The organism is Candidatus Bathyarchaeota archaeon, assembly GCA_026014735.1.
Taxonomy (GTDB): domain Archaea; phylum Thermoproteota; class Bathyarchaeia; order Bathyarchaeales; family Bathycorpusculaceae; genus Bathycorpusculum.
The window spans coordinates 784,798-808,231 of record JAOZHT010000001.1 but is presented as its reverse complement, the minus strand read 5'-3'; the positions used below and the strand labels follow the sequence as shown (position 1 = coordinate 808,231).

Annotated in this window: 26 protein-coding genes; 12 read left to right on the top strand and 14 right to left on the bottom strand. The window is 50.4% G+C overall.

Translation table 11 applies throughout. From position 1 onward, the window contains the following. Positions 1-176: 176 nt before the first annotated feature. Entirely contained in the window at positions 177-2,357 is a 2,181-nt protein-coding gene (locus NWE93_04140; GenBank protein MCW3999410.1) for a PAS domain S-box protein, read from the top strand. A gap of 92 nt (positions 2,358-2,449) precedes the next feature. Here NWE93_04140 and NWE93_04135 read toward each other — a convergent pair whose 3' ends face one another. Continuing rightward, the gene (locus NWE93_04135) at positions 2,450-3,565 is read right to left on the bottom strand and encodes an ATP-binding protein (GenBank protein MCW3999409.1); all 1,116 of its coding nucleotides are present in this window, start codon (positions 3,563-3,565) and stop codon (positions 2,450-2,452) included. Positions 3,566-3,662: 97 nt separating this feature from the next. Further along, positions 3,663-3,824 carry a hypothetical protein gene (locus tag NWE93_04130; GenBank protein ID MCW3999408.1) on the bottom strand — a complete coding sequence of 54 codons (162 nt, stop codon included), beginning with the start codon at positions 3,822-3,824 and terminating at the stop codon, positions 3,663-3,665. Positions 3,825-4,092: 268 nt separating this feature from the next. Between NWE93_04130 and NWE93_04125 the strand changes: the two genes are divergently transcribed. The 4 genes from NWE93_04125 to NWE93_04110 all read left to right on the top strand — a co-directional run bounded on the left by NWE93_04125 (position 4,093) and on the right by NWE93_04110 (position 5,815). Continuing rightward, positions 4,093-4,383 (top strand): hypothetical protein, encoded by a 291-nt coding sequence (locus NWE93_04125; protein ID MCW3999407.1) that lies wholly within the window; start codon positions 4,093-4,095, stop codon positions 4,381-4,383. 35 nt (positions 4,384-4,418) lie between these two features. Continuing rightward, positions 4,419-4,682: a hypothetical protein gene (locus tag NWE93_04120; GenBank protein MCW3999406.1), complete on the top strand. Its 264-nt coding sequence runs from the start codon at positions 4,419-4,421 to the stop codon at positions 4,680-4,682. Positions 4,683-4,746: 64 nt separating this feature from the next. Continuing rightward, positions 4,747-4,944, top strand: coding sequence for a hypothetical protein (locus NWE93_04115; protein MCW3999405.1), 198 nt, complete (start codon positions 4,747-4,749; stop codon positions 4,942-4,944). 145 nt (positions 4,945-5,089) lie between these two features. Continuing rightward, a complete protein-coding gene (locus NWE93_04110) occupies positions 5,090-5,815 on the top strand; it encodes a DUF1919 domain-containing protein (GenBank protein ID MCW3999404.1) in 726 nt (241 codons plus the stop codon). 32 nt (positions 5,816-5,847) lie between these two features. On the opposite strand, the gene NWE93_04105 is transcribed toward NWE93_04110, so the two are convergent. Next, a complete protein-coding gene (locus NWE93_04105) occupies positions 5,848-6,882 on the bottom strand; it encodes a hypothetical protein (protein ID MCW3999403.1) in 1,035 nt (344 codons plus the stop codon). Positions 6,883-7,146: 264 nt separating this feature from the next. On the opposite strand from NWE93_04105, the gene NWE93_04100 reads away from it, so the two are divergent. After that, positions 7,147-7,389: a hypothetical protein gene (locus tag NWE93_04100; protein ID MCW3999402.1), complete on the top strand. Its 243-nt coding sequence runs from the start codon at positions 7,147-7,149 to the stop codon at positions 7,387-7,389. Positions 7,390-7,431: 42 nt separating this feature from the next. Here the strand turns inward: NWE93_04100 and NWE93_04095 are convergent, their stop codons facing one another. Both NWE93_04095 and NWE93_04090 read right to left on the bottom strand, forming a co-directional pair. Next, positions 7,432-7,908: a hypothetical protein gene (locus NWE93_04095; GenBank protein MCW3999401.1), complete on the bottom strand. Its 477-nt coding sequence runs from the start codon at positions 7,906-7,908 to the stop codon at positions 7,432-7,434. 108 nt (positions 7,909-8,016) lie between these two features. Beyond that, positions 8,017-8,334 (bottom strand): hypothetical protein, encoded by a 318-nt coding sequence (locus NWE93_04090; GenBank protein ID MCW3999400.1) that lies wholly within the window; start codon positions 8,332-8,334, stop codon positions 8,017-8,019. A gap of 235 nt (positions 8,335-8,569) precedes the next feature. On the opposite strand from NWE93_04090, the gene NWE93_04085 reads away from it, so the two are divergent. Then, positions 8,570-9,772 carry an acyltransferase gene (locus NWE93_04085; protein MCW3999399.1) on the top strand — a complete coding sequence of 401 codons (1,203 nt, stop codon included), beginning with the start codon at positions 8,570-8,572 and terminating at the stop codon, positions 9,770-9,772. Here the strand turns inward: NWE93_04085 and budA are convergent. Continuing rightward, on the bottom strand, positions 9,762-10,514 hold the full coding sequence (gene budA, locus NWE93_04080; GenBank protein MCW3999398.1) for an acetolactate decarboxylase: 753 nt from the start codon (positions 10,512-10,514) through the stop codon (positions 9,762-9,764). The genes NWE93_04085 and budA overlap by 11 nt on opposite strands. Before the next feature lie 312 nt (positions 10,515-10,826). Continuing rightward, on the bottom strand, positions 10,827-11,171 hold the full coding sequence (locus NWE93_04075) for an RPA12/RPB9/RPC11 RNA polymerase family protein (protein MCW3999397.1): 345 nt from the start codon (positions 11,169-11,171) through the stop codon (positions 10,827-10,829). A 143-nt stretch (positions 11,172-11,314) separates the two neighbouring features. Between NWE93_04075 and NWE93_04070 the strand changes: the two genes are divergently transcribed. Next, complete coding sequence (locus NWE93_04070) at positions 11,315-11,950, top strand: class I SAM-dependent methyltransferase (GenBank protein MCW3999396.1); 636 nt, start codon at positions 11,315-11,317, stop codon at positions 11,948-11,950. On the opposite strand, the gene NWE93_04065 is transcribed toward NWE93_04070, so the two are convergent. Then, the gene (locus NWE93_04065) at positions 11,947-12,282 is read right to left on the bottom strand and encodes a thioredoxin family protein (GenBank protein MCW3999395.1); all 336 of its coding nucleotides are present in this window, start codon (positions 12,280-12,282) and stop codon (positions 11,947-11,949) included. The genes NWE93_04070 and NWE93_04065 overlap by 4 nt on opposite strands. 101 nt (positions 12,283-12,383) lie before the next feature. Between NWE93_04065 and NWE93_04060 the strand changes: the two genes are divergently transcribed. Continuing rightward, positions 12,384-13,097 carry a hypothetical protein gene (locus NWE93_04060; GenBank protein MCW3999394.1) on the top strand — a complete coding sequence of 238 codons (714 nt, stop codon included), beginning with the start codon at positions 12,384-12,386 and terminating at the stop codon, positions 13,095-13,097. On the opposite strand, the gene NWE93_04055 is transcribed toward NWE93_04060, so the two are convergent. From NWE93_04055 to NWE93_04040, 4 genes are all read right to left on the bottom strand, one after another. After that, positions 13,094-13,825 (bottom strand): HisA/HisF-related TIM barrel protein, encoded by a 732-nt coding sequence (locus NWE93_04055; protein ID MCW3999393.1) that lies wholly within the window; start codon positions 13,823-13,825, stop codon positions 13,094-13,096. The genes NWE93_04060 and NWE93_04055 overlap by 4 nt on opposite strands. 120 nt (positions 13,826-13,945) lie before the next feature. Continuing rightward, on the bottom strand, positions 13,946-14,695 hold the full coding sequence (locus tag NWE93_04050; GenBank protein MCW3999392.1) for a hypothetical protein: 750 nt from the start codon (positions 14,693-14,695) through the stop codon (positions 13,946-13,948). Positions 14,696-15,089: 394 nt separating this feature from the next. Continuing rightward, positions 15,090-15,425 carry a hypothetical protein gene (locus NWE93_04045; protein ID MCW3999391.1) on the bottom strand — a complete coding sequence of 112 codons (336 nt, stop codon included), beginning with the start codon at positions 15,423-15,425 and terminating at the stop codon, positions 15,090-15,092. Positions 15,426-15,457: 32 nt separating this feature from the next. After that, complete coding sequence (locus tag NWE93_04040; protein ID MCW3999390.1) at positions 15,458-16,585, bottom strand: mRNA surveillance protein pelota; 1,128 nt, start codon at positions 16,583-16,585, stop codon at positions 15,458-15,460. Positions 16,586-16,638: 53 nt separating this feature from the next. Here NWE93_04040 and NWE93_04035 point away from each other — a divergent pair, with 53 nt between their 5' ends. Further along, entirely contained in the window at positions 16,639-16,974 is a 336-nt protein-coding gene (locus tag NWE93_04035; protein ID MCW3999389.1) for a hypothetical protein, read from the top strand. A gap of 51 nt (positions 16,975-17,025) precedes the next feature. On the opposite strand, the gene NWE93_04030 is transcribed toward NWE93_04035, so the two are convergent. After that, positions 17,026-19,182 (bottom strand): sodium-translocating pyrophosphatase, encoded by a 2,157-nt coding sequence (locus NWE93_04030; protein MCW3999388.1) that lies wholly within the window; start codon positions 19,180-19,182, stop codon positions 17,026-17,028. Between the two features lie 167 nt (positions 19,183-19,349). Here NWE93_04030 and proB point away from each other — a divergent pair, with 167 nt between their 5' ends. Then, the gene (gene proB, locus NWE93_04025) at positions 19,350-20,477 is read left to right on the top strand and encodes a glutamate 5-kinase (GenBank protein ID MCW3999387.1); all 1,128 of its coding nucleotides are present in this window, start codon (positions 19,350-19,352) and stop codon (positions 20,475-20,477) included. Beyond that, a complete protein-coding gene (locus tag NWE93_04020; protein MCW3999386.1) occupies positions 20,474-21,715 on the top strand; it encodes a glutamate-5-semialdehyde dehydrogenase in 1,242 nt (413 codons plus the stop codon). Before proB ends, NWE93_04020 begins: the two co-directional genes overlap by 4 nt. Before the next feature lie 200 nt (positions 21,716-21,915). On the opposite strand, the gene NWE93_04015 is transcribed toward NWE93_04020, so the two are convergent. Continuing rightward, positions 21,916-23,424: an NADH-quinone oxidoreductase subunit N gene (locus NWE93_04015; protein ID MCW3999385.1), complete on the bottom strand. Its 1,509-nt coding sequence runs from the start codon at positions 23,422-23,424 to the stop codon at positions 21,916-21,918. Between the last annotated feature and the right edge of the window lie 10 nt (positions 23,425-23,434).

The window sequence follows — 23,434 nt, the reverse complement described above, 5'->3', positions numbered from 1 at the left end:
GTAACTTCTTGCATTTTTTAATAAAAATAAGGGGGCCTGTTTTGCCAAAAAATCAGGTTTATTCTTTAAAACACTGCGTTAACTCCGATAACTGAATTGTGGATAAGAATTCCGATAGAATACTTTTTAAATTCAGTTACGGGTTAATTATTTAACTGTTCAAAGGCTGAATACTTATGGATAATCTCAGCAATGATCAGAACTTAATTATTCCCAGCGATGTACCGATTGCAATCTATGAACTCGACCTGTCCACCCTTAAACTGAAATGGGCAAACCGATACGTCAGCAGCCTGCTGGGCTACTCTGAAACGGAGCTGTCAGAGCTAAAAGTAACTGACCTGCTCTGCGGAGACAGCAAGGAGGTTTTCCAAGCCAACATCCAAAAGGCAATTACATCTAAGCAGACACATTTCAGCTCAGAAGTGCAGGTAAAAACAAAAAATGGCTCCACCTTATGGGGGCTATTTAATTCAAAGGTAATATTTGCCGCGGGAAAACCCTCCGCAGTGCTGGTTTTCGCTCAGGACATAACCCGCCGGAAAAAATTGGAAGATGCCCTAAGACTATCCGAAGACAAGTTCGCTAAGGCATTCCTAAACAGCCCCTACGCAGTCACGTTAACACGCCTAAGCGACGGCAGGGTCATGGAGGCTAATGAATCCGCCATCCGCCTTTTCGGCACTAATCCCGAGGAGGCAATCGGAAAAGAATCGCTTGGTTTCTGGGCAGACCCCCGCGACCGAACGGAGTTTATGATTGAACTATCCCAAAAAGGTTCAATTCACAATCGAGAGATATTTTTTCTCAAAAAAGACGGAACCAGCTTTCCCGCGGACATGTCAAGTTCAATCATTATTATTCATGGAGAAAAATATCTCCTATCTATCCTAACCGATATTACAGAACGCAAGAATGCTGAAGAAGCCCTTAAAGAAAGCGAGAAACTCTATCGCACCCTCTTTGATAACAGCGAAGACGGCTTTATGCTGCTTGAACCCATATTCGACGAAAAGGGCACCCCATGCGATTTTCTGTTCCTCAAACTTAACTCTGCATATGAACGCATGACGGGCTCTAAGGCAGATGATGTTTTAGGGAAACGGGCAAGCCAAGCCGCTCCAGACCTTGAACGCGAGGTAATCGCGTTAAGCGGCGAGGTATGTGAAACCGGCCGATCCATTCGTCATGAAGCGTTTAACAGGTACTCCAATAAGTGGTTTGACTCCTACTTTTTCCCCTATGCCCAAGGGAAAGTAGGTATATTATTTAGGGATGTAACTGAGCGGAAAAAAACCGAAGAGGCACTCAGATTAAGCAAGCAGAGGCTAAATGAGATTGTGGAGAGCATATCGGATGATCTGATGGTGCTTGACCACAACTGGAACTATCTCTACGCGAACAGTCAAGCCGGAAAAATACTCGGGCTGGAACCTAAAGAGATAGTTGGCAGAAACTTCTGGGAACTGTACCCGCAAAACAAAGGCACATACATCGAAACAAGCCTAAGGGAAGCGATGGATAAAGGAGAAATCAAGCGTTTTGAATTATTAGGTCAATACTCAGAAAGATACAAGCTAATAACCACCTACCCCTCAGCAGAAGGCATTGTGCTTATAGCCACAGATATTACAGAACGCAGACAACTAGAGAAGCAACTACAAGACCAAGAACGACTCGCCGCCATTGGCTCAACAGCCGGCATGGTAGGGCATGATATCCGTAATCCACTGCAAGCCATCATCGGCGACCTGTACCTTATGAGAATGGAACTAGATTCACCTCTGTTTCAGAAAGAGAGCCTTCTGGAGGAAATCGGAAACATAGAAAAAAGCATATCCTACATCAATAAAATCGTCGCTGACCTCCAAGACTACGCAAAACCCCTAAGGCCCGAGTATAGCGAGGTTGAAATCTCCGAAGTTATGGCTACCGTGGTTGAAGAACTGGCGGTTCCAAAAGAAATTGAGGTTTCAATTAGCACCAACACCTTTAGAAAGCTAAAAACAGACCCCACGTTTATCCGGCGAATCTTAACCAACCTCATCAACAACGCCATTCAAGCAATGCCTAAAGGAGGAACATTAGAGTTGGCAAGCCTAGCAAAACAGGACTCTGTTGTTATTTATGTCTCAGATTCAGGGGTGGGGATTCCTGAAGATGTCCAGCCGAAACTGTTTACGCCCATGATGACCACTAAAGCTAAGGGTCAGGGGTTAGGTTTAGCGGTGGTGAAAAGGTTAGTTGAGGCACTTGGCGGGAAAATCAGTTTTGAGAGCCAAGTGGGGGCTGGAACAAAATTCCTAATTGAACTACCGACCAATATAGCTGACAGGCAGACCGCTAGTTGGGAATAAACGGACGCTCAGCCTGAAATAATCGCCTTGAAAGACTAACTCTAAGGGTGCAACCAAACATCCTTGCTAATACATCAATGCCCCGTTAGGACCTATTGCTGGAGGGGCAGCTCTATAGTGAATTTGGTGCCTTTCCCAACTTGACTTTCAAAACTGATTTTGCCACTAAGAGCCTCAGCGAGGCGCTTGGCAACAGCTAAGCCTAAACCCTGCCCCTTAGACTTCGTCGTCACCATCGGCGCGAACAATCGGGGTTTAACGCTGTCAGGGATGCCAAGACCCGTGTCTGCAACCGTGATGCATACTTTTTCGCCGATGAGGCTGGACAGCTCCAGGTTTCCGCCCTCCGGCATCGCCTGAACCGCATTAATAACGAGGTTGGTGAGTATGCGCCGAATGAAGGTCGGTTCAGTTTTTATCTTCTGAAAAGAATTAGAGCTTACAATAACGTTGATGTTGCCAGGAACCCTTATGTCCCCAACGATGCAGGTCATAATCTCCGAGAGGTCAACATAGGAGTACTCGGGTTTTAGGGGTCTAGCATAATCCTGCAGGTCAGCGACAATCTTGTTGATGTACCCGATGTTTTTTTCGATACTATCCAGGCTTTCGCTGACTTCAGGCTTGGTTTGCTCAGGCATTGCGGTTAAGGCATCTCTTAGAAGAAACACGTCGCCGATGATTGCCTGCAACGGGTTGCGGATGTCATGCCCCACCATACCCGCCGTGGCGCCGATAGCGGCAAGACGCTCTTTTTCCTGCAGTTGCTTAGCTCTTTCATTGGCAAGCTGCTCCATCTGGCTGGCATATGCCTCAAGCTCTCTTTGTGTCTGCTCAAGCTTCTCGGTTCGCTGTTTAAGGGCGGCTTGGGCATTTCGGCTTTCGGTGACGTCAACGCTGATAATGGTTAATCCAGAGCCGGAGGGATAAATTGTTGAGTCAAGAATGTTTCCTGTGTACGCGCCGACCCATTGGAACGTAATGATTTTTCGGGTAAGCTGAGCTTCCCTTAGTTTATGCTCCATAAGGGTGCCAGCGGTTTTAGGGGCAACTTGCCAGAGGCTCTTGCCGAGCATTTCGTTTTTTGTTATTCCAAAAATCTGCGGTTGGGTTTCGTTGACGAAAACGATGCGGAACTGCTCGTCTAAAGATATTACTGGGTCTTTAAGCTTACTTAGCACTTCGATTGAAAAATTTTGCGAGGACACCGTTTACCTATGAAACTGTATCTTAGGTTTTTACTTTAAAGCTTTACTGTTTATGATAAGAAGGATTGCTCTTGGAGTTTACGGTGATGACTGCAGTTTAACTTCTCAGGGCTATGTCTCGCCGGATGGACTCCATCAGTTCAGTGTCTTGGGCGATGCCGAGTTCCTCGAGGGCTTGGCAGTGCAGCAGGATTTGTTTTAGGTCTGCGAGGGTGAAGTTGTTCCAGTGGGGAATTGGACCCCAATGCTTGTTTTCCATTCATTATCCCCATTTTAGGATACGTGCCCCTCTCTTAAATAATTGTCGTTTGTTCATTTTTTACCTAAAATTACGACAATAGTTTAAATATTTACTTTTAAACGAGAACAATATGGACAAATGTACAGAAATCGAATCCTGCCAGAAGCCAACCTGGATGAAGAACCAGCTCTTTCCGCCGAGTTGGGCTAAATTTGGGCACAATGTTGTGGTAAATCTGAAAAATCAATTAATATTATCCCAGCAACCAGCTAATCGAGGAATAAACATGAAACAAAAAACAACTCAACAAGCCAACGCCTACAAGATCAATATAACCCAAACAACCCCAAGCGGCACCCTACTTTGCCCAGGCTGCGGCGCAAAAATTTCACCCGACGACCACTCCGAAGAAACCTACATGATTTGGGAAGTCAACACGCATGGCGATAAGCTTGCAGAATTGGTGCTTTACTGCAAAAGATGCACAAGCTTCATTCACTTAACTGATTTAGACAAGATTCAGTCCACCCCTAGGCGACGCGGGGAAACCCGTAACAAAGCCTTCTGCCCCACCTAAAGTGTGCAGCAGAACCAGATAGGCAGATTGAGAAATTGTTAAAAGAAAGCAAAAACAGGCGCCTATCATCATACATGGCTGTGGTCGTCGCCATATTTGTCTTAAGCCCCCTAGACGACATCTTGATCGCGGCTGTGTGTGGCAGTGCACTCTTTGGGTTTGGTTCAGCACCCTTCTACATAGTAATGGCTGCTTCCTCGGTAGTGTCAGTTGTGTTTTGGCTGAGGCATAAGCGCCACAGGCGTTTATCGATTCCCAAATCTCCAAGCATACCTCCGCGAAGTAGGCTGGTTAGGTAAACAGTTGGATTAATGCAGCTTCTCACGGTAACCTTAAAATTATAAAGCACCTACTTAAGCGGAGATGTCAGCCTCTGATTTACCCGAGAGCGTACGCAACAAAAAACGAGCCGTCGGCGCAGCGGCGATTGTACTCCTGTTAATTTTCACTGTGCTTGCCATTCTGCAATATATTGACTTTTTGGTGTGGATCCTTGCCGATTTGGTGGTCGCTGGCGTTGCCAATCTGCTGCTCAGGCGGATAGGCAGAAGACCTCTTTAGCATCCAGATACTGCAACAACTGTTGGACCCTTTTATGCTTTGAAATTAAAATAAGCATTAGGTTTAACCGTACTTTTTTGGCATAAAGTATTAAGGCTACTTCTAGACGTTCCATAACTTCTAAAGAATCGAAGGGATATGCTGAATGGATTTTTTTGCGTTTGCTAATGCTCAAAAGCAGGAGTTTACATGGAACTTCACTGATAAGTATTTTTCACTAAATGCGCGAGCTAAACTGAAAAACAGGAATTTCACGATCCTCTGTAACAACTGTGTAGCAAGCGGCATTTACCACAAGTTTGGCTTAAAATACACCACGCCCACGATTGGCTTGTTCTTTTTTTCAGAAGATTACATAAAATTTCTAGAGAACCCCCGCTGGTACCTTAATCAGCCTTTCAAGTTCAGCAATTCTTCAGTGCTGCATCCCTCAGCGAACGAGTTAATGGCAAAAACACATGTTTACCCCGTAGCCACCGTGGGCGATATAGAAGTTCATTTCCTACATTATACAACAGCTCAAGAGGCCATGGATAAGTGGATGCGGCGGGTAAAGAGGATAAACTGGGATGATTTATTCATCATTTACTCAGATGGCGCCGGCGTCGCGGCAGGTGCAGAATATGACTTTAAAGAAGAATATTTCCAGCGCTTCCTGAAACTTCCTTATAAAAACAAGGTCTTTTTTTCAGCCAAGCCCCGAGAAGGCTGCGCAGTATTAGTTGAGGAATTTAAGGGTCACGAATGCGTTTGGGATTCTACAAAGAGCCGTGTGTACGAGAAATATTTCGATGTCACCGCCTGGTTAAACGGAGAAGGCATCTGCAACAAGAAACCGCTAATGTATCTGAGGCATCCGCTGTCGAGATAAAGAAAATTAAAAAGGGGAGTTGGATTGGTTTTTTAGTACATACGCAGGAACCACAGGTTAAAGCGGTTCCAGCTAAAGATGTTCCACCACCAGCTATACTGGGGAGCAGACGGCTGATTTGTGTTTGACGGTGTCGGCGAAGATGTAGGCTGCTGAGTTGGTGATGACGTTGGCGCTGTGGTTGGCGCAGCTGTCGGGGTTGGGTAATGCCAGTGTGGAGGCCGGGTGACGGGTGGTTGCGCTGAGGTAGGTGTGGGGGTCGGGGCTTCGGTCGGCGAGGGGGTTGCGGTTGGGGTTGCTGTGGGGGTTTTTGTTGGGGTTACAGTGGGTTTAGGAGTTGCTGTGGCTGTTGGGGCCGGTGTGGGTGTGGCAGTTGCAGTAGGTGTTGGGGCAGGGTTCGATACGCCGCCGCTGCTGGATAATTGTACGTTAGTGATTTCGTAACTTAATCCGATTCCTTTCATGCCGGGACGGACACTGAAGACGAGTTGGGCAATGTGGTTCAATGGAACACCTAGATTTCTAAGATCAATAGTGTAGTGTGTAGGTGAAGAGGAGTCAGCGACGCGCATAACGGAGCCGTCTTTGAGTGTGACCGCGTGGCCGTAGGTGGTTGATAGGTCGCAGCGTGATTCCAGCGAGGGGTTCCATCCGTTGTTGGTTGCATCCAATATGATTACTGAGAGTCCAGTGTGGTCTTTTAGGTCGCCTTGCCAGAATTCGTTGATATAGATGTCAAAGGACAGGTAAGGTGTGTTTGTTAAGTCCCAGTAGGGGTAGCCGTTTTTGTTTGCGATGGTGGGGTATGCGCCATAGCAGTCGCCGGGAATGTAGCCGGTGACACCGTTGGAAAGCTCTGTCTGGGTTACTTTGCCTGTGCTCTGGTCAGCTGGAACTGGCATGATCCAGTATCCGCCGCTGAGCGGTGTTGATGCGGCTTGCGCCATCACCAACGTCGTCAACGCGCTGACCAAGAAGAGTGCACAGAGGCAAATAGCGATTGATTTGGTGTTTTTTCTGCTTTTGAGGAATTGCGTTGTTTTTGTTAAGGAGATATGTTTCTGCATTTTTCTCTCTTCCTGAATCTGCGTCAGATATTAACTGAATCTATTTTATGGTTTTTTGAAAACTCCATTAACGCTAATTTGCAAAGTCTAACAAGCTCTTGCGAAGCAGACTTCGCAAAGCTTGCAAAGTGGCTTTATATGCATTTGAGGGGGTGATTAAGCAGAGAAGCTGGTGCTTTCTTTAGTGTGATGTGACTGCGTGAGGGATAAAGCAAATTGTTATAAGCATTCTCCGATAAATTATGGTTGCAGGTAGGAGGACACATGACTGAGATAGTTTGCTTGTTACCCAAACCTACAATGGAGATAGAGTGCCTCTGCTTTGACACTAAACCCTGCGATATACGCATAAACGACGGCGGGCACCTAGTCTGCAGGCACGGCAGCAACGAAGGGGTCGTTGAAGGAATCGCCCAAGTTATTTGCCCCCTAGAAATCGCCAATGAACGCTTAAAGTGGGAAGCCTTCATTGAATCCGAACGACGCCAAGAAACAGATAAAAAATAGCTCGATAAGCCTAACTTAAAACAGCCAGGCACAAAAGATAGCTTACGCTTTAAGCTTTACTTGTTTCTCAACTTCCCCGAAAACCTTTTTTCCCCAGACGCCCGCAGCGGCAACCTCGTCGCTTTTAGGGTGACCGCGCTTCATCAAAATACCTTTCCATCCGCCATATGCGGCAAAATGCTCCTCAAGCACCCTCTGCTTTTTGCTTTCCAGCAGCGCCCTAAGCTTTGTCAGCGCCATCTTGTCGCTTCGGGGTGCGCCGCCCCAGGTGATGAAAAGCGCAAACAGCGCGGTGCTTTCTAACTTTAGGTTTTTAAGGTATGCTACGAGGTCTTCGTTGGGTGTGCCCGCGTATAGTCCTGTGCCCAGAAAAATCAGGTCGTAGCCCTCTAAATCCTTCGAGGAAGCACATGAATCTTTAGTGATTCTTATGGATGGAGCGCCTGTTTGGTCAGATATGGAGTCCGCGATTTTTTTGGTGTTACCGCTTTTAGAAGCATACAGCACAATAGCACGCATAATCTAACCCAGTGTATATGCTTCCGCTTAAGCTTTAAACACTACCCTTAGGCTGTTTGGAGGCAGCTGAAAATTATGGCGAAGTCGTCGGCAGTTGGTTAGCCAACCCTATTTTTGGTACTTGGGCTCCTTTGATTCGCGAGTCCAGAATTCGGGGTCGTTTGCCTCTATGATTTGGATTTGAATCACTGATTGGGGGTTGGTTAGTAATGAGCGGAATTTGGTTGGCAAGTCAGGTTGAGCCAGAAAGGCTACGCGTGCTTCTTCAAGGTGCTCCGCGATTTTTTCTGTCCGCCGGTTGGGGTAGCCGTTGTACTTGATGCTTTTGCCTTCGCGGATAGCTTGGTCGAAGGCTTCTTTGCTGGTTTGGATGAATCTGCTGCCTTCTTTGATGAACCAGAAGGGACCTGTGGGGTTCTTGGGCATGGCAATCACAGCATTAACCGCCAATGAGCACTAATTAACGTTGCCCCAGCCCTGCGATGCGCCTCCGTACCGATTAAAATTTTCAGCCACTCTGGACAGAGTCCAGTGCTTACGTGCAATTATCTTCATCGGCGCAACTGAAAGTTGCGTAGCCTAACATAAAACTGTTCGCCAAGCCCCAGAATTTGCGTAAGCTTGATAACCGCCTGCAACAAAGCTTTGATAGGCGAATCCGTTGAAGCTCACCCTAAATGCCCTCTCACCGCAGGCTTCAGTGTACCTCAACGTGCTACGCTTATTCGCCGCGGAGCTCGTGGTTGTAAGCCACTTCATAACCAGCTACCGCCCCATGGCGTTAACGTCTTTTTTCCTAGGCGGCATGCTCGGCGGCGTAGGCGTGTTTGTTTTCTTTGCCATCTCCGGTTTTTTAATCTCGTATTCGCTGCTGCAGAAGATGCAGAACCGCCAGTACCGATTCCGCAACTATCTTGTCGACCGCTTCAGCCGCATCTACTCGGGCCTGCTGCCCTGTATGCTCTTCACCGCCGCCATAGCAGGCGCCATCTACCTGAGCAACAACGTGTACTTCAATCATCTAAGCGAAATTGAATCTGCACCGACGCTTCAAAGCTTCCTGGCCACCGCAGTGATGGTTGAAGACTTCCCAAGCGGCCCATTCAACGTGACAACCCACGTGCTCTTCGGCGGTGCCGTTGCGCCGCAGAATGTGGGGCCCTTCGGTTTTAACGCTGTGCTCTGGACGCTGGTGGTGGAATGGTGGATTTACATGTTCATCGGCTGGCTTATCCTTGGCGGAGTGGGGCTTTCCGGCTCAGATAAGACAAGAGCAAAGAAGGCGATGTTTTTGGCCTTTGGGGGTGCTTTCGGAGTGGTTTTGGCGGTTTTAGCCTGGGAGTACAGTGCCTTTATCCTTGTGTGGTTTTTGGGGGCTTTGGTGATGGTTGCAGCCAGCAGCCCAGCCGTGCAGAGCAAGCTTAAAAATCCCGTTGCGGGCAAGGTGTTGGCGGCGCTTCTAGTTTTGGTTTTTGCCGCTGTGGTTTGGGAGGGCTATGTAATCTATGCGGTGTCCCATGAATCCTTCAACCTGCTCTTTGGGCTGCTGGTGTCCGGCTGCGTCTTTCTGGGGCTTTTGCTGCTCAACAACGCCCATTTGCCCCATATCTCAGGGGTGCTTCTAAGAAAACGCGTCGCCCAAACCAGCCATGGCATAGCAGCTTTCTCCTACACCCTTTTCCTGATACATTACCCGCTGATTCTGTTCCTCAACGGATTAAACATGGATGTGGATCGCCTTGTGATGTTTCCGCTGATACTGCTTTTAGCCAACGAGGTTGCATTCTGCTTGGCATATGTAGGGGAGAAAAGGCACCGTTGGCTGGCAACCAAAATTAAGTCCAGCCTAAAAATCAAGCAGTAGCCGGAGGCAGAATAAGCTGGTAGCTTTTGATGATATCGACCTCGACGGATGCGTTCTCTATGACGCAGTCAAGCAGGTGTCCGCCTGCAGCGTGGTCCGCGGTTATTACGTGAAGGTGGTAGCCCACGTAGTCGACGCCATCCATGCATTGGGGAAACCAGAAGCCCACCGCGGTTGCCTTGACGCTGGTGAAGTTGAAGACAGCTTGGTCTTTGAGGGCGCCAGTTAAATCGGGGTAAGGCTCATTTTGCTTTTGGGGGCTGCGAGCCTGCACAAAGCTGTAGTCGCCGCTGACTTTGAGGGCGTAAATCGCGTCTTTATCGGTTAATTTCTCGTCGAGAAAAGCCTTAAGACCCGTGTAGTTTACGCCTGAAAGGGTGTAGGTTTGGTCGACATCGAAGTAGGTGATGGTGGCGTAGGGCGCGGTTTGGGCGGGGTCGGCTTGGCGGGGGACGCCGCTGTGGGGGATCTGGTAGAAGACGCCGTCGAGGGCAAGCATTTCGCCGTCTAAGCTATCGAAGGTTCCGATGCCAAAGTCGCCGTGCTGCGCCAAATCGGAGTAGTTCATGAAACCCGAGTATTTGCCAGCCGAGAAGGTGTTGAAGGCTGAGAGCTGAAAAAGCATGTCCTTCTCGGGGGCGGAGGATGCGCTGGCTTGGTTTTGCCATGCCACGTAGAATGCGCTGATAAGGATAAATAGGATTGCTGCGGTTGAGAGGAGCCATTTGGTTTTTGTCTTCATGCCCTGTCACATGCCTGTTATGGGTTGCTTGCATGATAGGCTGCTTTAGTAAAAAGTCTTCCGCAAACACAACATAAAAAGAGGCGAGTTATCACTGGAGGTTAAAAAAAATAAAAACAAGGGAAAAGCTAACTTAAAGGCTAATTTAGCTTTTCTCGGTTTTGCTTCCTTTTGCTTTCTTGGCCTTTCTTTTCTCGTCTTTCTCTTTTTTAGTTAGAGGTTTACCTTGCTTGCTGGGCATAATCATCAGTACAGATTTTATGTCAGTTAGCCTTTAATATCTTTCTAAAGATGCAGACGAATAAGCGTTTTTTAGGCGTATTCCCTAAAGGTGTGACCGCATTTAGTGCACCGCATGAACTGCGTCATGGCTTCGTCTCCGCCCCGCGTCTGAACCATCCACACGTAGACCTCCCAGTTGCCGCATTTCTCGCATTGCTTTTTGATTTTGCTCATCGTGTTAACTTCGTCTTCGTTGCCGACAACCGTCATGAAGGGCTTTGGCTTAGGCTGGATGACTGCGCCGGTGCGTGCCTCAACCTTTTTGTCCTCTGGCTGCTTGGTGTAGTTGCATTTTGCGCAGCAGAGCACAAAGTTGGTGCCGACGCCGGTTTTTCTGATTTCGAGGCGTGAACCGCAATTGGGACAAAATTCCATCTCTTCAAAATCCCTCTCTATATTTCCCCATAAAAACTCTGCCTGGAAATATAAGGTTTGTTTTTGCTGCATCATAAATTCAGGAGATAAACGGGGGAACCTATAATAAAACAGGTGCAGCAAGCACCATTGAGGCAAAACCTATGGCTCACAACGGAAGCGAATGGCAAAACGTCAACCATGCATTAGAGTATCTTTCCCGGGCAGATAAGCTGCCGCACCGCGTCGAGGGCGAGGGAGTTCTGCTGGAGTTGCTTCCCGCCAACTGCAGGCGCGTTTTGGATTTAGGAACCGGCAACGGCAGGTTGCTTTCCCTGGTGCTGCTTAAGTACCCTGAGGCGGAGGGGGTGGCGCTGGATTTCTCCATGCCAATGCTAGCGGAGGCTAAAGCAAACTTCAAAGACAAACCCCGCGTAACCATCGTTAGGCACGATTTCAGCGAGCCGCTGCCGGATCTGGGCTGCTTTGACGCCGTCGTTTCCAGCCTCGCCATCCATCACCTTGAGGACCCACGCAAAAAGCAGCTTTACAGCGAAATCCACCGCATCCTAAACGCGGGCGGCGTCTTCTGCAACCTCGAACACGTCAGCTCCCCCACGCCGACGCTGCACAGCCGCTTCATAGCCAAAATAGGGCAAACCCCCCAAACCGAAGACCCATCCAATCGGCTGCAGAATGTGGAAACGCAACTTGGGTGGCTCCGCGAAATAGGCTACGTCGATGTGGACTGCAGCTGGAAATGGCTCGAGGTTGCGTTGCTCTCGGGCTATAGGGCTTAACGCTGCAGCTTGAAGTCTTTTATCCAAGCTTCAAAGTCAGCTTGGGTTATGCCTCTGCCCAGTTTGGCGTCTAGGCGCCTGCTGACTTTGCCGTCGACAAAATAGATCACCGATGGCGCCGCTGAGATTTGGAAGTCGTCCCAGAGTGGGCTATCGTAGTCGTCGAGGACCACGTAGATGACGGCTTCGAATTTCTGCCCGTCTACCCACTGCTGGAAGCTGGGCAGGAAACGCATGCAGTATCCGCACCAGTTGGCGTAGAAGAGCGCCATCGCCGTCTTGGTTTTGGAGAGTTCTTCTTTGAGCTCTGGCTGCGTTGAGATTTTAACCATAAGCATCCATTTACTAGGCGGCGTTGGCTTTCATAAACGTGCCGTTCCATGCACAGGGCAACATCTAAAATAGCCCATACACAGAGAGTAAGCTGAAAACTATGAAACCTAAAAGCTACAGACGCGGCTACCCCGTCGCGGTCCTCGTGGGCGTCGAAGCTGACCACGCATCAATCTGGCAAATCTTCAGCCAAGTCGCCAAACACCAACAGCAAATCCCCCTGCCCGACCGCCGCGACCAAAAAGGCCTCTACAACTTCCACGAAGCCATCATCAACGCCCTGCGCCCCACCCTAAAAGAAGGCGTACGAAGCATCATCATTGCCTCGCCGCCCCGCAGCAGCTTTGGGCAGGAACTCCAAAACCACCTATCGGGGCATCATGCATGGCTTTTTTCGGGTACAAACAAAGTATCCATTGCCCTGATAGCCGGCTCAGCCTCGGCGCCGCCGCAGGTCGCCGCGTTAACCCAGAAACCCAGCTTCAAAGAGCTCATCGCCCAGAACGCCGCGGAGGAAACGGAGAATCTGCTTGAGCTTTTGGAGCGCAGATTAAACGAGAATTTGGTTTCTTTCTCGCTGGTTGAAGCCGAAAACCTCATTTTTGACCAGCAGCTCCCCGGCAAACCCCAGCCCGACTACCTGCTCCTCACCAACCAGTACCTGAGCGAGAGCCGCCAGAAAAACCGGGTGCACCGCCTCATGCAGGTTGCCCAAAACCGCCAAGTTAAAACCCGCGTGATAGATGCTGAATCCGGAGCCGGCGCACGGTTAACGCAGCTTGGCGGCATCGTGTGCCTTTTGAGGCGGGTTTAGGGCAGCATACCGGCTGCTTTGAGGTCTGCAACCGTAATTTTGCCGCTGTGAAGCGCCGAGGCCACCAGCGCCCCAGACGCCCCCAGCTGTCTGAGTTCAACTAAATCTTCTATGCCGCGGACGCCCCCGCCCACAACAACCTTAACGCCGACGCCGATGGCTTGGCGGATGAATTCGACGTTGACGCCTTCGCCGCTGCCCACGCGCAGCAAATCCAGCACAATAACCTCCTCCACGCCCAGCGCACGGAATTCCTCCAGCAGCGCCAGGGGCTCTTTGCTGCCGTCAAACCCCGCTTTAGCCACTACCTGAGTGCCCTTCATGTCTAAACTGACCACGACGCGGTTTGCCCCAAAACGCTTGATGGCTTCTGAAATGAAGCTTTTGCTTTGCAGCGTCTCGGTTCCGACGACGAGTTTGGAAGCGCCGCCGCTGAGCAGCCGCTGGGCGCGGTCGAGGCTGGTTACGCCAGCATCCACCATCAGCGAGAGTCCGGTTTGCGCGGCGATGCGTTTGACTACGGGGAAGGCGAGGGTACAGTCGATGATGGCGTCTAAATCGGCGACGTAGAGCTCCGAAAAGCCCAGCGCCTTGAATGATGCTGCAACCTCGGCTGGGTCGGCGGATTTGCTGAGCACGCTTTTGATGGGCATGTATTGGCTGCGCTGCCCCCTCACTGCATGCACGACGGAGCCGTTTAAGAGGTCAAGTACCGGAATAACCTTCAAAGCTACCACACCAACGCAAAAGAGCGAAGAGATACAAAAACGTAGTTATGCAAATGAAGCTGGCGACGAGAGAGTTGTTAAAGTGATTGGTGAGTTATCCGCTTCGTTATAATTTATCCTCTAATCTGGGATACACCAGCTTGAATACATTGAGTTTTCGCCTTCGGGAGCATAAACATACAGCACTGTTTTATAGGTGAGTGGTTGATGCGGCGTTATATCCATTCGGGTTGCTTTTATTGTAACATTGTATATGTGCTGATTTAACAGGGCAGCGCCGTAATTGCCACTTATAGCTTGTCGGATTTCTCCTTGACCAGTTTCAGTATCTACAAACAGTATCGAATCTAAGACGGCATGAGGGTTCCGTGCATCGATGGCAAACCCGTGGACAGTGACAGCGCGGTTCAGAACAGACGTGTCAACCACTGAGAGGACGCAGGAATCGTTATCTGCCCTTTGATTGCTTTGGCCAGTGATGGTTAAGGTGTAGTTGCCCGTCGGTGTAGATTCGGGTACATGTATCCACAGAGTGCTTGTGCCGTTAGAGCTAATTATTGGAGGACTGAATTGGCACTCTAAATCGGGCAAGTTTGATTCAAAGATTAAGGAGGAGTTTTCGTTTTCCTCGGAGGTTATTACGGTTACCTGGGCGGGCAAATAGCCGTCTTGCAATGCATTTGTTTGATTTATCAGCAGAATCACTTGAAATGAGGTGGAATCCTCCATTTCAAGCGGTTTAGGCTCCGAGTTAGCATTGGATAACTGACTTAAAACTATCCCGCCGATAACGAGGATAGAGAAAGCAAGCAGGATAACTGCGATAGCGATAAAGCTTTTTTTCCGTTTGCTTGAAAGTAAAGCAGCCATACAGGCTTGTTGTCCCTTGTGCATATAACATTTCCTTAAATCTCAGCGTGCAGACTCTTCCAAGTTTGTTACTTAAACATAAAACGAGTTTTACTATGACTGATTTCACCTATAGCGGGGAAGATCGGTTCAGGCATATTTGGCTTCTATTAGTGGTTCGAGGAAGAGAGAGGGGTGGGTGGTGTTTGGGTGTTCTGCTTGTGGCAAATTGCACAACCAGCCTGCAGTGCGCCCTAAAGCCTGAAGCCAAATCGGATTGTTTGGCACAAACCTTGGGTTGTTGTTGTGTAAAGGGGGGTCTCCCACAACAACAACTATAGAAAAACGGCTTGCTGCTTTATGTAAGGGGAGGGAGGTCTGTGCGTAAGCGGCAGAGGTGCAGGCAGTGGATGGGCTAGTGCTTAAGAGCCGTCAACTGCAGCTTAGTTAAGGCTGAACCCGTCGCCTTCATGGCTTGGATTGCCCGCAGATGCTCTATGTCGCCCAGCGCGGACTCGGTCATTTGCCGCTCCAGGTCATCGGTGAATTCGGCATGGTAAACCTTGATGGTGGCGACATAGATTTTTGCCCGCTTAACCTTACCCAGATCCAGCGCTGCGTCGGCGTCTAGGCAGAGGTGCCCGCCGAAGTCAAGGTCAGATGCGTCGACGTGGTGGCTTTTGGGGTCAACGCGGGTTATCCTTATGCGTTTCTGGACGGTTTCAGCGTATTTCCAGTCAGGAGACATCATGGCAATCACCCATCTGAAGGCATGCTTCCATTTTAGCTTGTTGCCTCACGGTAGAGGGGGTAACGTAGCAGACCAACGATGCCGCCCAGAGAAAGCAGCTTAGAACCCGCTTCATGCTCGGTGCTTACCACGGTTACGGAGGCGTTGCGTTTCTCCACTTGACGCATCAAATCCTCGAGTTTAACCCGCATCTCCTCGTCGGCGTCGCGCAATGTGGTGTCAGCGACGATGAGTTTCTCCACGGCCCCCATCAACACCGCGTTCTCGACGGGTTCAAGGCCATAGGTTACGGTGCCCTCGCCCTTGCCTAGGCGCTTCATAACTTCCTCCATAACCTCGGTTTCCTCCACAATACGCAAATCATGCGCGGTCTTAAGCAGAACACCCGAACGCAGTGCCTCATCGATGCCTGCGGTGCCGCCATTGTTGACGCTTTTGATGTCCACCACGGATTTGAAGAGCTCCTTGGATTCGTCCTGCAGATAATTCACAAAGTCGTTTTTGACGTATCCAGCGCCTATGACCACTATGGGGTTGCATTTGACGCGCCAGAGCTTCTCGAGGCTGTCAAGTCCCAGCCGGAAGTAGGCTTTGGTGGCTTCGACGCGTTTATCAGCGTCCTGTTTACCGGGCAGCCGCATACGCTGTTCCACGCGGGTTTCGTAGCCGTACTGCTTGGTTTCGGCTATGGCAAAGCCCTCATCGTCTATGGATATAATCAAAAGGGGCTTCTCGACTTCGCTGGCTCTAGTTAATCGGTCCAGAAGATGCTTGGGCCACTCTTTTTTGACGATGGTCATCTGCTGATTAAGCGCGATGGCTAAGGTATGATGGGCGCCCGTGGGGATGATATCGGGGGCATGGATGATTAAGCCGTGGACACGCAGTTTCCCCAGGAACTTGTCCCAGCCCACCGACTCCACCTTAACACCCATGAATGCGGTGACGCGTTCAGCACTTTTGGGGCGGCTGCTTTCACTGTCGGTTTTGATGGCGCGGCTGCTCATAGCGTAGACTTCGTCGCCTCTGTAGATGACGTTGTAGAGGTGCCAGAGGTCATCTGAGGTGTCCGCGACGACTTTAACGAAGCCCTGATGGAGGTTTTTCTCGACGATTTTCAAGCTGATCCACTTCTTTGTTGCCACAACAGGAGTGGACAAAACCTTAAATCCTTTCTTATCCTAGACTTAATGTCGGTTTTTAGGTGTTTTTTATGGTTGAAACTTTAGAGGATTATATCTGCGGGTACATGAGAACCCAAACTGAAGCGCTTAAGGGCTGCTTAATCGCGGTTTATGACAGCAGGCGACATTACCTAAGCTTGCTGGATGAGAGTTTAGGGACTCCAACGGGGTCAAAGGATATCCTGCAATGCGAGGTATTAGTTAATGCGGGTCTGCTTCGGGAGGAAGTAAAGGCGACAAGGGATGGACGCAACCGCTATAAACTCTTCTACCTCACCGACGCAGGCATGGAGATTGCAAAAAAAACCAAAGCAGAAGGCTACAGCGGCGCCGTGCCACAGAGTACACCATTAGATAACGTATAGAGACAGAAACAAAAGAAGGGTGGGAAGAAAAGAAACTTCCCTTTTGGCTGCTTAGATCAGGTGTAGCAGGTTAAGGAACAGCGGGATGAACACGATGCTTAGGGTGCTGAGGAGCTTTATGAGCACGTGTAGGCTTGGTCCAGCTGTGTCTTTAAGTGGGTCGCCGACTGTGTCGCCGACTACTGCTGCGCCGTGAGCGGGGCTGTTTTTGCCGCCGAAGTGGCCTGCCTCGATGTATTTCTTTGCGTTATCCCATGCGCCGCCGCCTGTGTTCATGAATAGTGCCAGTGGTACCGCGCTGATTGTTGCTCCGATGACGAGTGCTCCGACCGCAATTGGCCCTAAGAGGATACCGACGATGATTGGAACTGCCACCACGATTACGCCGGGTATAACCATGCCTTTGAGGGCTGCTTTGGTGCTGATGTCAACTGCTTTGCCATAGTCTGGTTTGCCGGTGCCTTCCATGATTCCGGGGATTTCTTTGAATTGGCGTCTAACTTCGGCGACCATTTGTGATGCGGCTTTGCCTACTGCGCTGATTGCCTGTGCACTGAAGAGGAAGGGTATCATTGCGCCGATGAAACCTGCGACTAGAACTGTTGGTTCGGCGATGTTGACAACAAAGCTTGATAGATTCAGCTTAGCCATGGCTTCGGTTGCATAAGTCTGGAAGAGTAGCTGCGCTGCAAGTAATGCTGAACCCAACGCGAAGCCTTTGGTTAACGCTTTGGTTGTGTTGCCGACTGCGTCTAGGGCTTCCATGGTTTCTATGCCGGAGGTTTCGCCTGCCATTTCTGCGATGCCGGCTGCGTTGTCAGCGATCGGACCAAAGCCGTCGAGGGCTAATACTGTGCCCATGACTGCAAGCAGACCCATTGTTGCCAGTGCCGTTCCGTAGACTCCGCCTGTGTAGGGGTCAATGCCGACGGCTGCTCCAAACTGGGAACCTAACACGTAGGATACCAGTAATGCGATGACTAGGGTTATGATTGGCAATGCCGTTGTTTCTAATCCGACTGCGAAGCCTGTGATGATGTTGGTTGCACTTCCGGTTTGGCTTGCTTCAGCGATGGATTTAACTGGCTTTCTGTCGCGTCCTGTGTAGTAATCTGTGATCTGGTCGATTAACACGCTTGAAATTAGGCCAGTTAGCAAGCATCCGAAGATGTAGTACCAGTTTTCTCCAAAGAACGCTATGGAAGCGGCTAGGAACATGATGCCTGAAACGATGGTGGCTGCGTTGAGTCCTTTGCGGAGGGCTTTCATTGGGGTGTGCACTTCGTTGGGCTTTAGCTTTACGAAGGGCATGGCGATTAGGGTTCCAAAGATGCCTAAGGCGCGGACAACCAGTGGGAATATCAAGAAGAGTATGTTTCCTGTTACTGCGCTGACGAGTCCACCGATAACCATGCCACCGATGTTTTCGCCCACCGCGGATTCGAAGAGGTCTGCTCCGCGTCCAGCGCTATCTCCCACGTTGTCGCCGACGTTGTCTGCGATGACTGCGGGGTTACGGGGGTCGTCTTCGGGGATTCCGGCTTCGACTTTCCCGACTAGGTCTGCGCCGACGTCAGCGGCCTTAGTGTAGATTCCGCCGCCTAACTGTGCGAATAGGGCAACAAGCGAGGCGCCAAAACCCATACCGACTATGGCGCTTGCAACTTCAATACCGGTCTGTGAGCCAACTTGGAATGTTCCGCTAAAAAGGACATCCCAGCCGCCATAAGCTAAAAACAGTAAACTTACACCCAACAAGGATAAACCGACTACAGCAAAACCCATCGTTGCGCCGCCATAAAATGCTGTTTGGAGGGCAGCGTTGGGTCCGTTTTTGGCTGCAGAAACCGTTCGGACGTTGGCTTTGGTTGCGTTATCCATGGCGATGTAACCTGCAGCTAACGAGAAAACTGCGCCTATGAGAAAAGCAACCGCGGTTCCAATGCCGAGGGCCACCGCAATCAAAGCAAACAGTATCACGATAATTGCAGTGATGGTCTTGTACTGTCGCTTTAGGAACGCATATGCGCCTTCGCGGATAGCGTTGCCTACTTCGATGGCTTTTGGTGATCCGGGGCTTATTTTGTTGATTTTCCGCATGAGTAAAAGGGATGTTATTATTGCGATTATGCCAGCTATCGGGGCAATCCAGAATACGTTTGGATTATCCAGAAAGGTTAGTGTTTGTAGGGGTATGTACATGGACATGAACGCATGCCCATTTTCCTTATAAAATTTGCTAGCATTTTTAATGCTAAATTATGATAAAATCTCTAGCTCGGATGCATAATCAGCGATTCTTTTGGAGGGGGACTTGATTGCATTTTTAAGCAAGCCCCACATATACCAAATACGAACCCCCAAACGTGAAAAATATGCCTCAAAGATTAATCGTAGTCAAAGTCGGAACCGGCGGAATAACCACCCGCGACGGCAAACTTGACCAGGATCAAATGGCAAACCTCGCCGCCCAAATTGAAGCAGCCAACAGGCAAGGCGACAAAATCGTGCTGGTCAGCTCAGGCGCAGTCGCCGCAGGCATAGAGGAACTAGGCATTCCCCCTAAACCCAAGGATGTGACGTTTCAGCAAGCCGCCGCAGCCACGGGGCAAAGCGTACTGATGGCGCTTTACCGTAAGCTCTTCCAGAAACATGACTTGAAGGTGGCGCAGATTCTGCTCACCGCCGAGGACCTCTCCAACCGCGCCTCATACGTGCACACATGCGATGTGCTTGGATTGCTACTTAAAGTGGGAGTAATCCCGATTATTAACGAAAACGATGTAACCTCCGTTGATGAATTGCTGCATGCGGAGGGCTATAGGGTAAATTTTAGCGATAATGACAACCTCGCAGTGCTTGTGGCAGGCGCCATCTGCGCTGATTTGGTGATTATCCTCTCCGATGTGGAGGGACTCTACACTGCTGACCCTTCGGAGCCGGGCGCCCAGTTAATTAAAACCGTTGATATGGTCAGCGATGACCTTAAAACAAGGCTTAAAGGCAAAAGTAAACGGGGCAGAGGCGGCATCCAAAGCAAACTTAAAGCCGCCGAAATCGCCACTTCCTGCGGCATCCCCCTGGTCATCGCTAACAGCCGCCGCATAAACGTGATTGTGGATATCTTAGCAGGCAAAGAGGTAGGCACCTACTTTAAGCCTCAGCAGAGAATGCCTGCTGTTAAGCGCTGGATAGCCTTTGGCGCCGCAGTGAAAGGCACCATACAGGTGAATGAGGGCGCAAAAAAAGCCATACTGGAAGGCGCCAGTCTGCTCCCCGTAGGCGTTGTGGGTGTCCTCGGAACCTTCAATGAAGGCGACGTGGTGGTGCTTGCAGACGAGAGGGGCGTCGGATTCGCTCGGGGCAACCCCAACTATAGCAGCGCAGAGCTAAACCTCATAAAGGGGCTGCAGGTATCGGAGGTCCAACGCAGACTCGGCGCGGATAAACCCAAAGAGGTAATAGAGCACAAAAACATACACTTAAGCGAGGAAGCCAAATGATAGAGGAAATCTGCATAAAAGCCAAAGCCGCCGCCTTCGAGATGGGCAAGCTCTCCGCCGACACCAAAAACCTTGCGTTGTGCCGCATGGCAGACGCGTTGGAGGCATCTGAGGAGAAGGTTTTGGCTGCCAACAAACTCGATGTGGAAGCCGCGCGGTCGCGGGGAGTTAAAGCTTCATTGCTGGATCGGTTGGCGCTGGACCACAAGAAAATCGTCACCATGGCAAAGGAGCTCCGTGAAGTCGCCGCTTTAGCTGACCCCATAGGTGAAGTCCTCGCCACTTGGACGCGCCCCAACGGCTTGATAATCAGCCAAATCCGTGTTCCCATGGGCGTTGTCGGCGTCATCTATGAATCCCGCCCCAACGTCACCTCCGATTCCGCCGGCATCTGCATTAAATCAGGCAACGCCGTGATTCTGCGGGGCGGCTCAGATGCCCTAAACAGCAACGTTGCCATAGGCGAGGTTCTGCGTGGTGCGGTCTCGGGTACCGGTGTGCCTGTGGATGCGATTCAAATCATAAATTCGCCTGACCGAAAAGTCGCGGAGGAACTGATGGGTATGCGCAAGTACATTGATGTGCTGGTTCCAAGGGGCGGCGCAGACCTCATTAACACGGTTGTGGAGAAGTCGCGGATTCCCGTTATCGAAACCGGCACAGGCAACTGCCATATCTACGTGGAAGAAGAAGCCGACCTTGCCATGGCTACGCCGATTGTGATTAACGCGAAGGTGCAGCGGCCCGGCGTCTGCAACGCCGCCGAAAAGCTAATTGTGGACAGAAAAATCGCCGCAAGCTACCTGTCAGTGGTGATTGCTGAGCTACGCAGAAACGGCGTGGAAGTTAGGGGCGATGCAGAAACCCAAAGAATCGTGCCCGACGTTTTAGCCGCCACTGAAGAGGACTGGGGCACCGAATACTTGGACCTTAAAATCGGCGTCAAAGTCGTCGGCGGACTCGACGAAGCCATAGCCCACATAAACAAATACGGCACCCACCACAGCGACAGCATCATAACCCGCAGCTTTAGCAAAGCGCAGCGGTTTCTGCACGAGGTGGATTCCGCCGCGGTTTATTGGAATGCTTCAACGCGCTTCACGGATGGTAACCAGTTTGGGCTGGGCGCTGAAATCGGCATCTCCACTCAGAAGCTGCATGCTCGGGGGCCCATGAGCATCCGCCACTTGACCACCACCAAGTATGTGGTTGTGGGCGAGGGACAGATCAGGAAGTAACTGTTGCTCTGCCAGCTCTACCCCCCCTCTATATATAGAGTCAACTAATAGTTCAACTTAAAGCCGATTTTTTTAAAGCATTATTATTGCTTTCTTGGAGGTTGCTATAGGCGATGTGGTTGCTGTATGGCTTAGACCCACATTTTTGAGTTTATGAAAATTAAGAAAGCCCGGTGCCCACAGAAAAGGAGGGCGGGGGTTTATGGTGTTATGAAGGGTAGCTGTGTTGTTGCTGGCTGGATTAGCTGGAGCACCGTGTTGGGGAAGAGGCCCAGGATGAAGATGGCGATGACGAGTATGAAGACGGGGATGAGCACGTATTTGTTTTCTTTGATGTCGGTGGTGATTTTTGATGGTTTGCCGTACATGATGTTGATGAGGCGGAATATGTATGCGGTTTGCAGCACGCTGGTTAAGACGCCGATGACGGCTAGCCATGTGAGGTCTACGGTGATGGCTGCGGTGAACACGAAGTATTTAGCGATAAAGCCCGCTAGAGGCGGAACACCCGCGAAGCTAAGGCCCGCCAAAACCAGGGCGATGCTTGAGTAGGGCATCTTTTTGCCGAGTCCCTGGAAGTCCTCGAGTGTGTGGAAGCCATGGCGGTTCATGATACCGACTGCCATGAAGGCTGCTGCGGTGGTTAAGGCGCCGATTAGGAAGAAGTAGAGGTTGCCTGCTAATCCGAGGCTGGTTGCGCTGGTGATGGCGACGAGGTTGTAGCCGACGTCTGCGACGCAGATGTATGCGATGAGGCGTTTGATGTTGTTTTGGATAAGCGCAAAGATGTTGCCTACAATCATGGTTAACGCTGCCAGTATAGCCAGCATTATTGTCCAGTCGATGGGTCCTTGGCTGGGTGGAAGCACGATGTAGAGTAGGATGCGGATGAGGATGTAGTAGCTGCCCTGGTCCACAAGCGCTGAGAGGAACGCGGCTGAGGGCGCGGGGGCGGCGGTGTATGCGTCGGGGAGCCAGAAGTGGAAGGGAACGATTGCTGCTTCAATCGCGTAGCCGGCGGCAACGAAGACGAAGGCGATTAGGAGCAAGTTCATGTTAGCTGATGATATTGTGCCTAAGGCGTCGCGGAGCGCGATGTAGTTGAGTGTGCCCGTGATGCCGTAAACGATGGATAAGCCCAGCAGCACAAACGCTGAGGCAATGATGACCATAACCAGGTACTTGAGGGTCGCGTTTAGGCTGAAGGCGTTTTTGCGGTACATCATCAAGAACGCTGCGCCTGCGGTGGCGGCTTCCCAGAAGATGAAGAAGGTTAACAGGTCACCTGCGAGGACTGCGCCTATGAGTGTGGCGGTGAGTATGAGCATGATGGCGAGGTAGCGGTCTGAGGGGCGCTCGTTGGTGTTCATGAAGAACACGGTGTAGATGACTACGACTGCGGCGACGGCGACCATTATGATGGCCATGTAGATGGATATGGCGTCGACTAGGAAGGAGGTGCTGATTGCGGCGTCAGCTGAGCCATCCAAAGTTAAGGTTATGGCGCCGGGGTTGGATACGCTGTAGTAGCTGAGCGTAAGGTTAGCGACGGTTAAGCAGGCTATGGCAAAGACAGCGAGGACCCATGCCAGCGTCAACGCTGTTCGGTGGGTGCTGCTTTTGCGGATTACCTTATAGATGGGGATGGTTAGTAGCGCTGCGATTATCAGAGTGAAGATGGGTAATATGACGTCAATTAGTGTAACCATACATTTTCAC

Bases quoted from the DNA above. Each gene is read 5' to 3' on its own strand.
- NWE93_04140 (MCW3999410.1), top strand. From the start codon at position 177: ATGGATAATCTCAGCAATGATCAGAACTTAATTATTCCCAGCGATGTA.
- NWE93_04130 (MCW3999408.1), bottom strand. From the start codon at position 3,824: ATGGAAAACAAGCATTGGGGTCCAATTCCCCACTGGAACAACTTCACC.
- NWE93_04125 (MCW3999407.1), top strand. From the start codon at position 4,093: ATGAAACAAAAAACAACTCAACAAGCCAACGCCTACAAGATCAATATA.
- NWE93_04115 (MCW3999405.1), top strand. From the start codon at position 4,747: ATGTCAGCCTCTGATTTACCCGAGAGCGTACGCAACAAAAAACGAGCC.
- NWE93_04110 (MCW3999404.1), top strand. From the start codon at position 5,090: ATGGATTTTTTTGCGTTTGCTAATGCTCAAAAGCAGGAGTTTACATGG.
- NWE93_04105 (MCW3999403.1), bottom strand. From the start codon at position 6,882: ATGCAGAAACATATCTCCTTAACAAAAACAACGCAATTCCTCAAAAGC.
- NWE93_04100 (MCW3999402.1), top strand. From the start codon at position 7,147: ATGACTGAGATAGTTTGCTTGTTACCCAAACCTACAATGGAGATAGAG.
- NWE93_04095 (MCW3999401.1), bottom strand. From the start codon at position 7,908: ATGCGTGCTATTGTGCTGTATGCTTCTAAAAGCGGTAACACCAAAAAA.
- NWE93_04090 (MCW3999400.1), bottom strand. From the start codon at position 8,334: ATGCCCAAGAACCCCACAGGTCCCTTCTGGTTCATCAAAGAAGGCAGC.
- budA (MCW3999398.1), bottom strand. From the start codon at position 10,514: ATGAAGACAAAAACCAAATGGCTCCTCTCAACCGCAGCAATCCTATTT.
- NWE93_04075 (MCW3999397.1), bottom strand. From the start codon at position 11,171: ATGGAATTTTGTCCCAATTGCGGTTCACGCCTCGAAATCAGAAAAACC.
- NWE93_04070 (MCW3999396.1), top strand. From the start codon at position 11,315: ATGGCTCACAACGGAAGCGAATGGCAAAACGTCAACCATGCATTAGAG.
- NWE93_04065 (MCW3999395.1), bottom strand. From the start codon at position 12,282: ATGGTTAAAATCTCAACGCAGCCAGAGCTCAAAGAAGAACTCTCCAAA.
- NWE93_04060 (MCW3999394.1), top strand. From the start codon at position 12,384: ATGAAACCTAAAAGCTACAGACGCGGCTACCCCGTCGCGGTCCTCGTG.
- NWE93_04050 (MCW3999392.1), bottom strand. From the start codon at position 14,695: ATGGCTGCTTTACTTTCAAGCAAACGGAAAAAAAGCTTTATCGCTATC.
- NWE93_04045 (MCW3999391.1), bottom strand. From the start codon at position 15,425: ATGATGTCTCCTGACTGGAAATACGCTGAAACCGTCCAGAAACGCATA.
- NWE93_04035 (MCW3999389.1), top strand. From the start codon at position 16,639: ATGGTTGAAACTTTAGAGGATTATATCTGCGGGTACATGAGAACCCAA.
- NWE93_04030 (MCW3999388.1), bottom strand. From the start codon at position 19,182: ATGTCCATGTACATACCCCTACAAACACTAACCTTTCTGGATAATCCA.
- proB (MCW3999387.1), top strand. From the start codon at position 19,350: ATGCCTCAAAGATTAATCGTAGTCAAAGTCGGAACCGGCGGAATAACC.
- NWE93_04020 (MCW3999386.1), top strand. From the start codon at position 20,474: ATGATAGAGGAAATCTGCATAAAAGCCAAAGCCGCCGCCTTCGAGATG.
- NWE93_04015 (MCW3999385.1), bottom strand. From the start codon at position 23,424: ATGGTTACACTAATTGACGTCATATTACCCATCTTCACTCTGATAATC.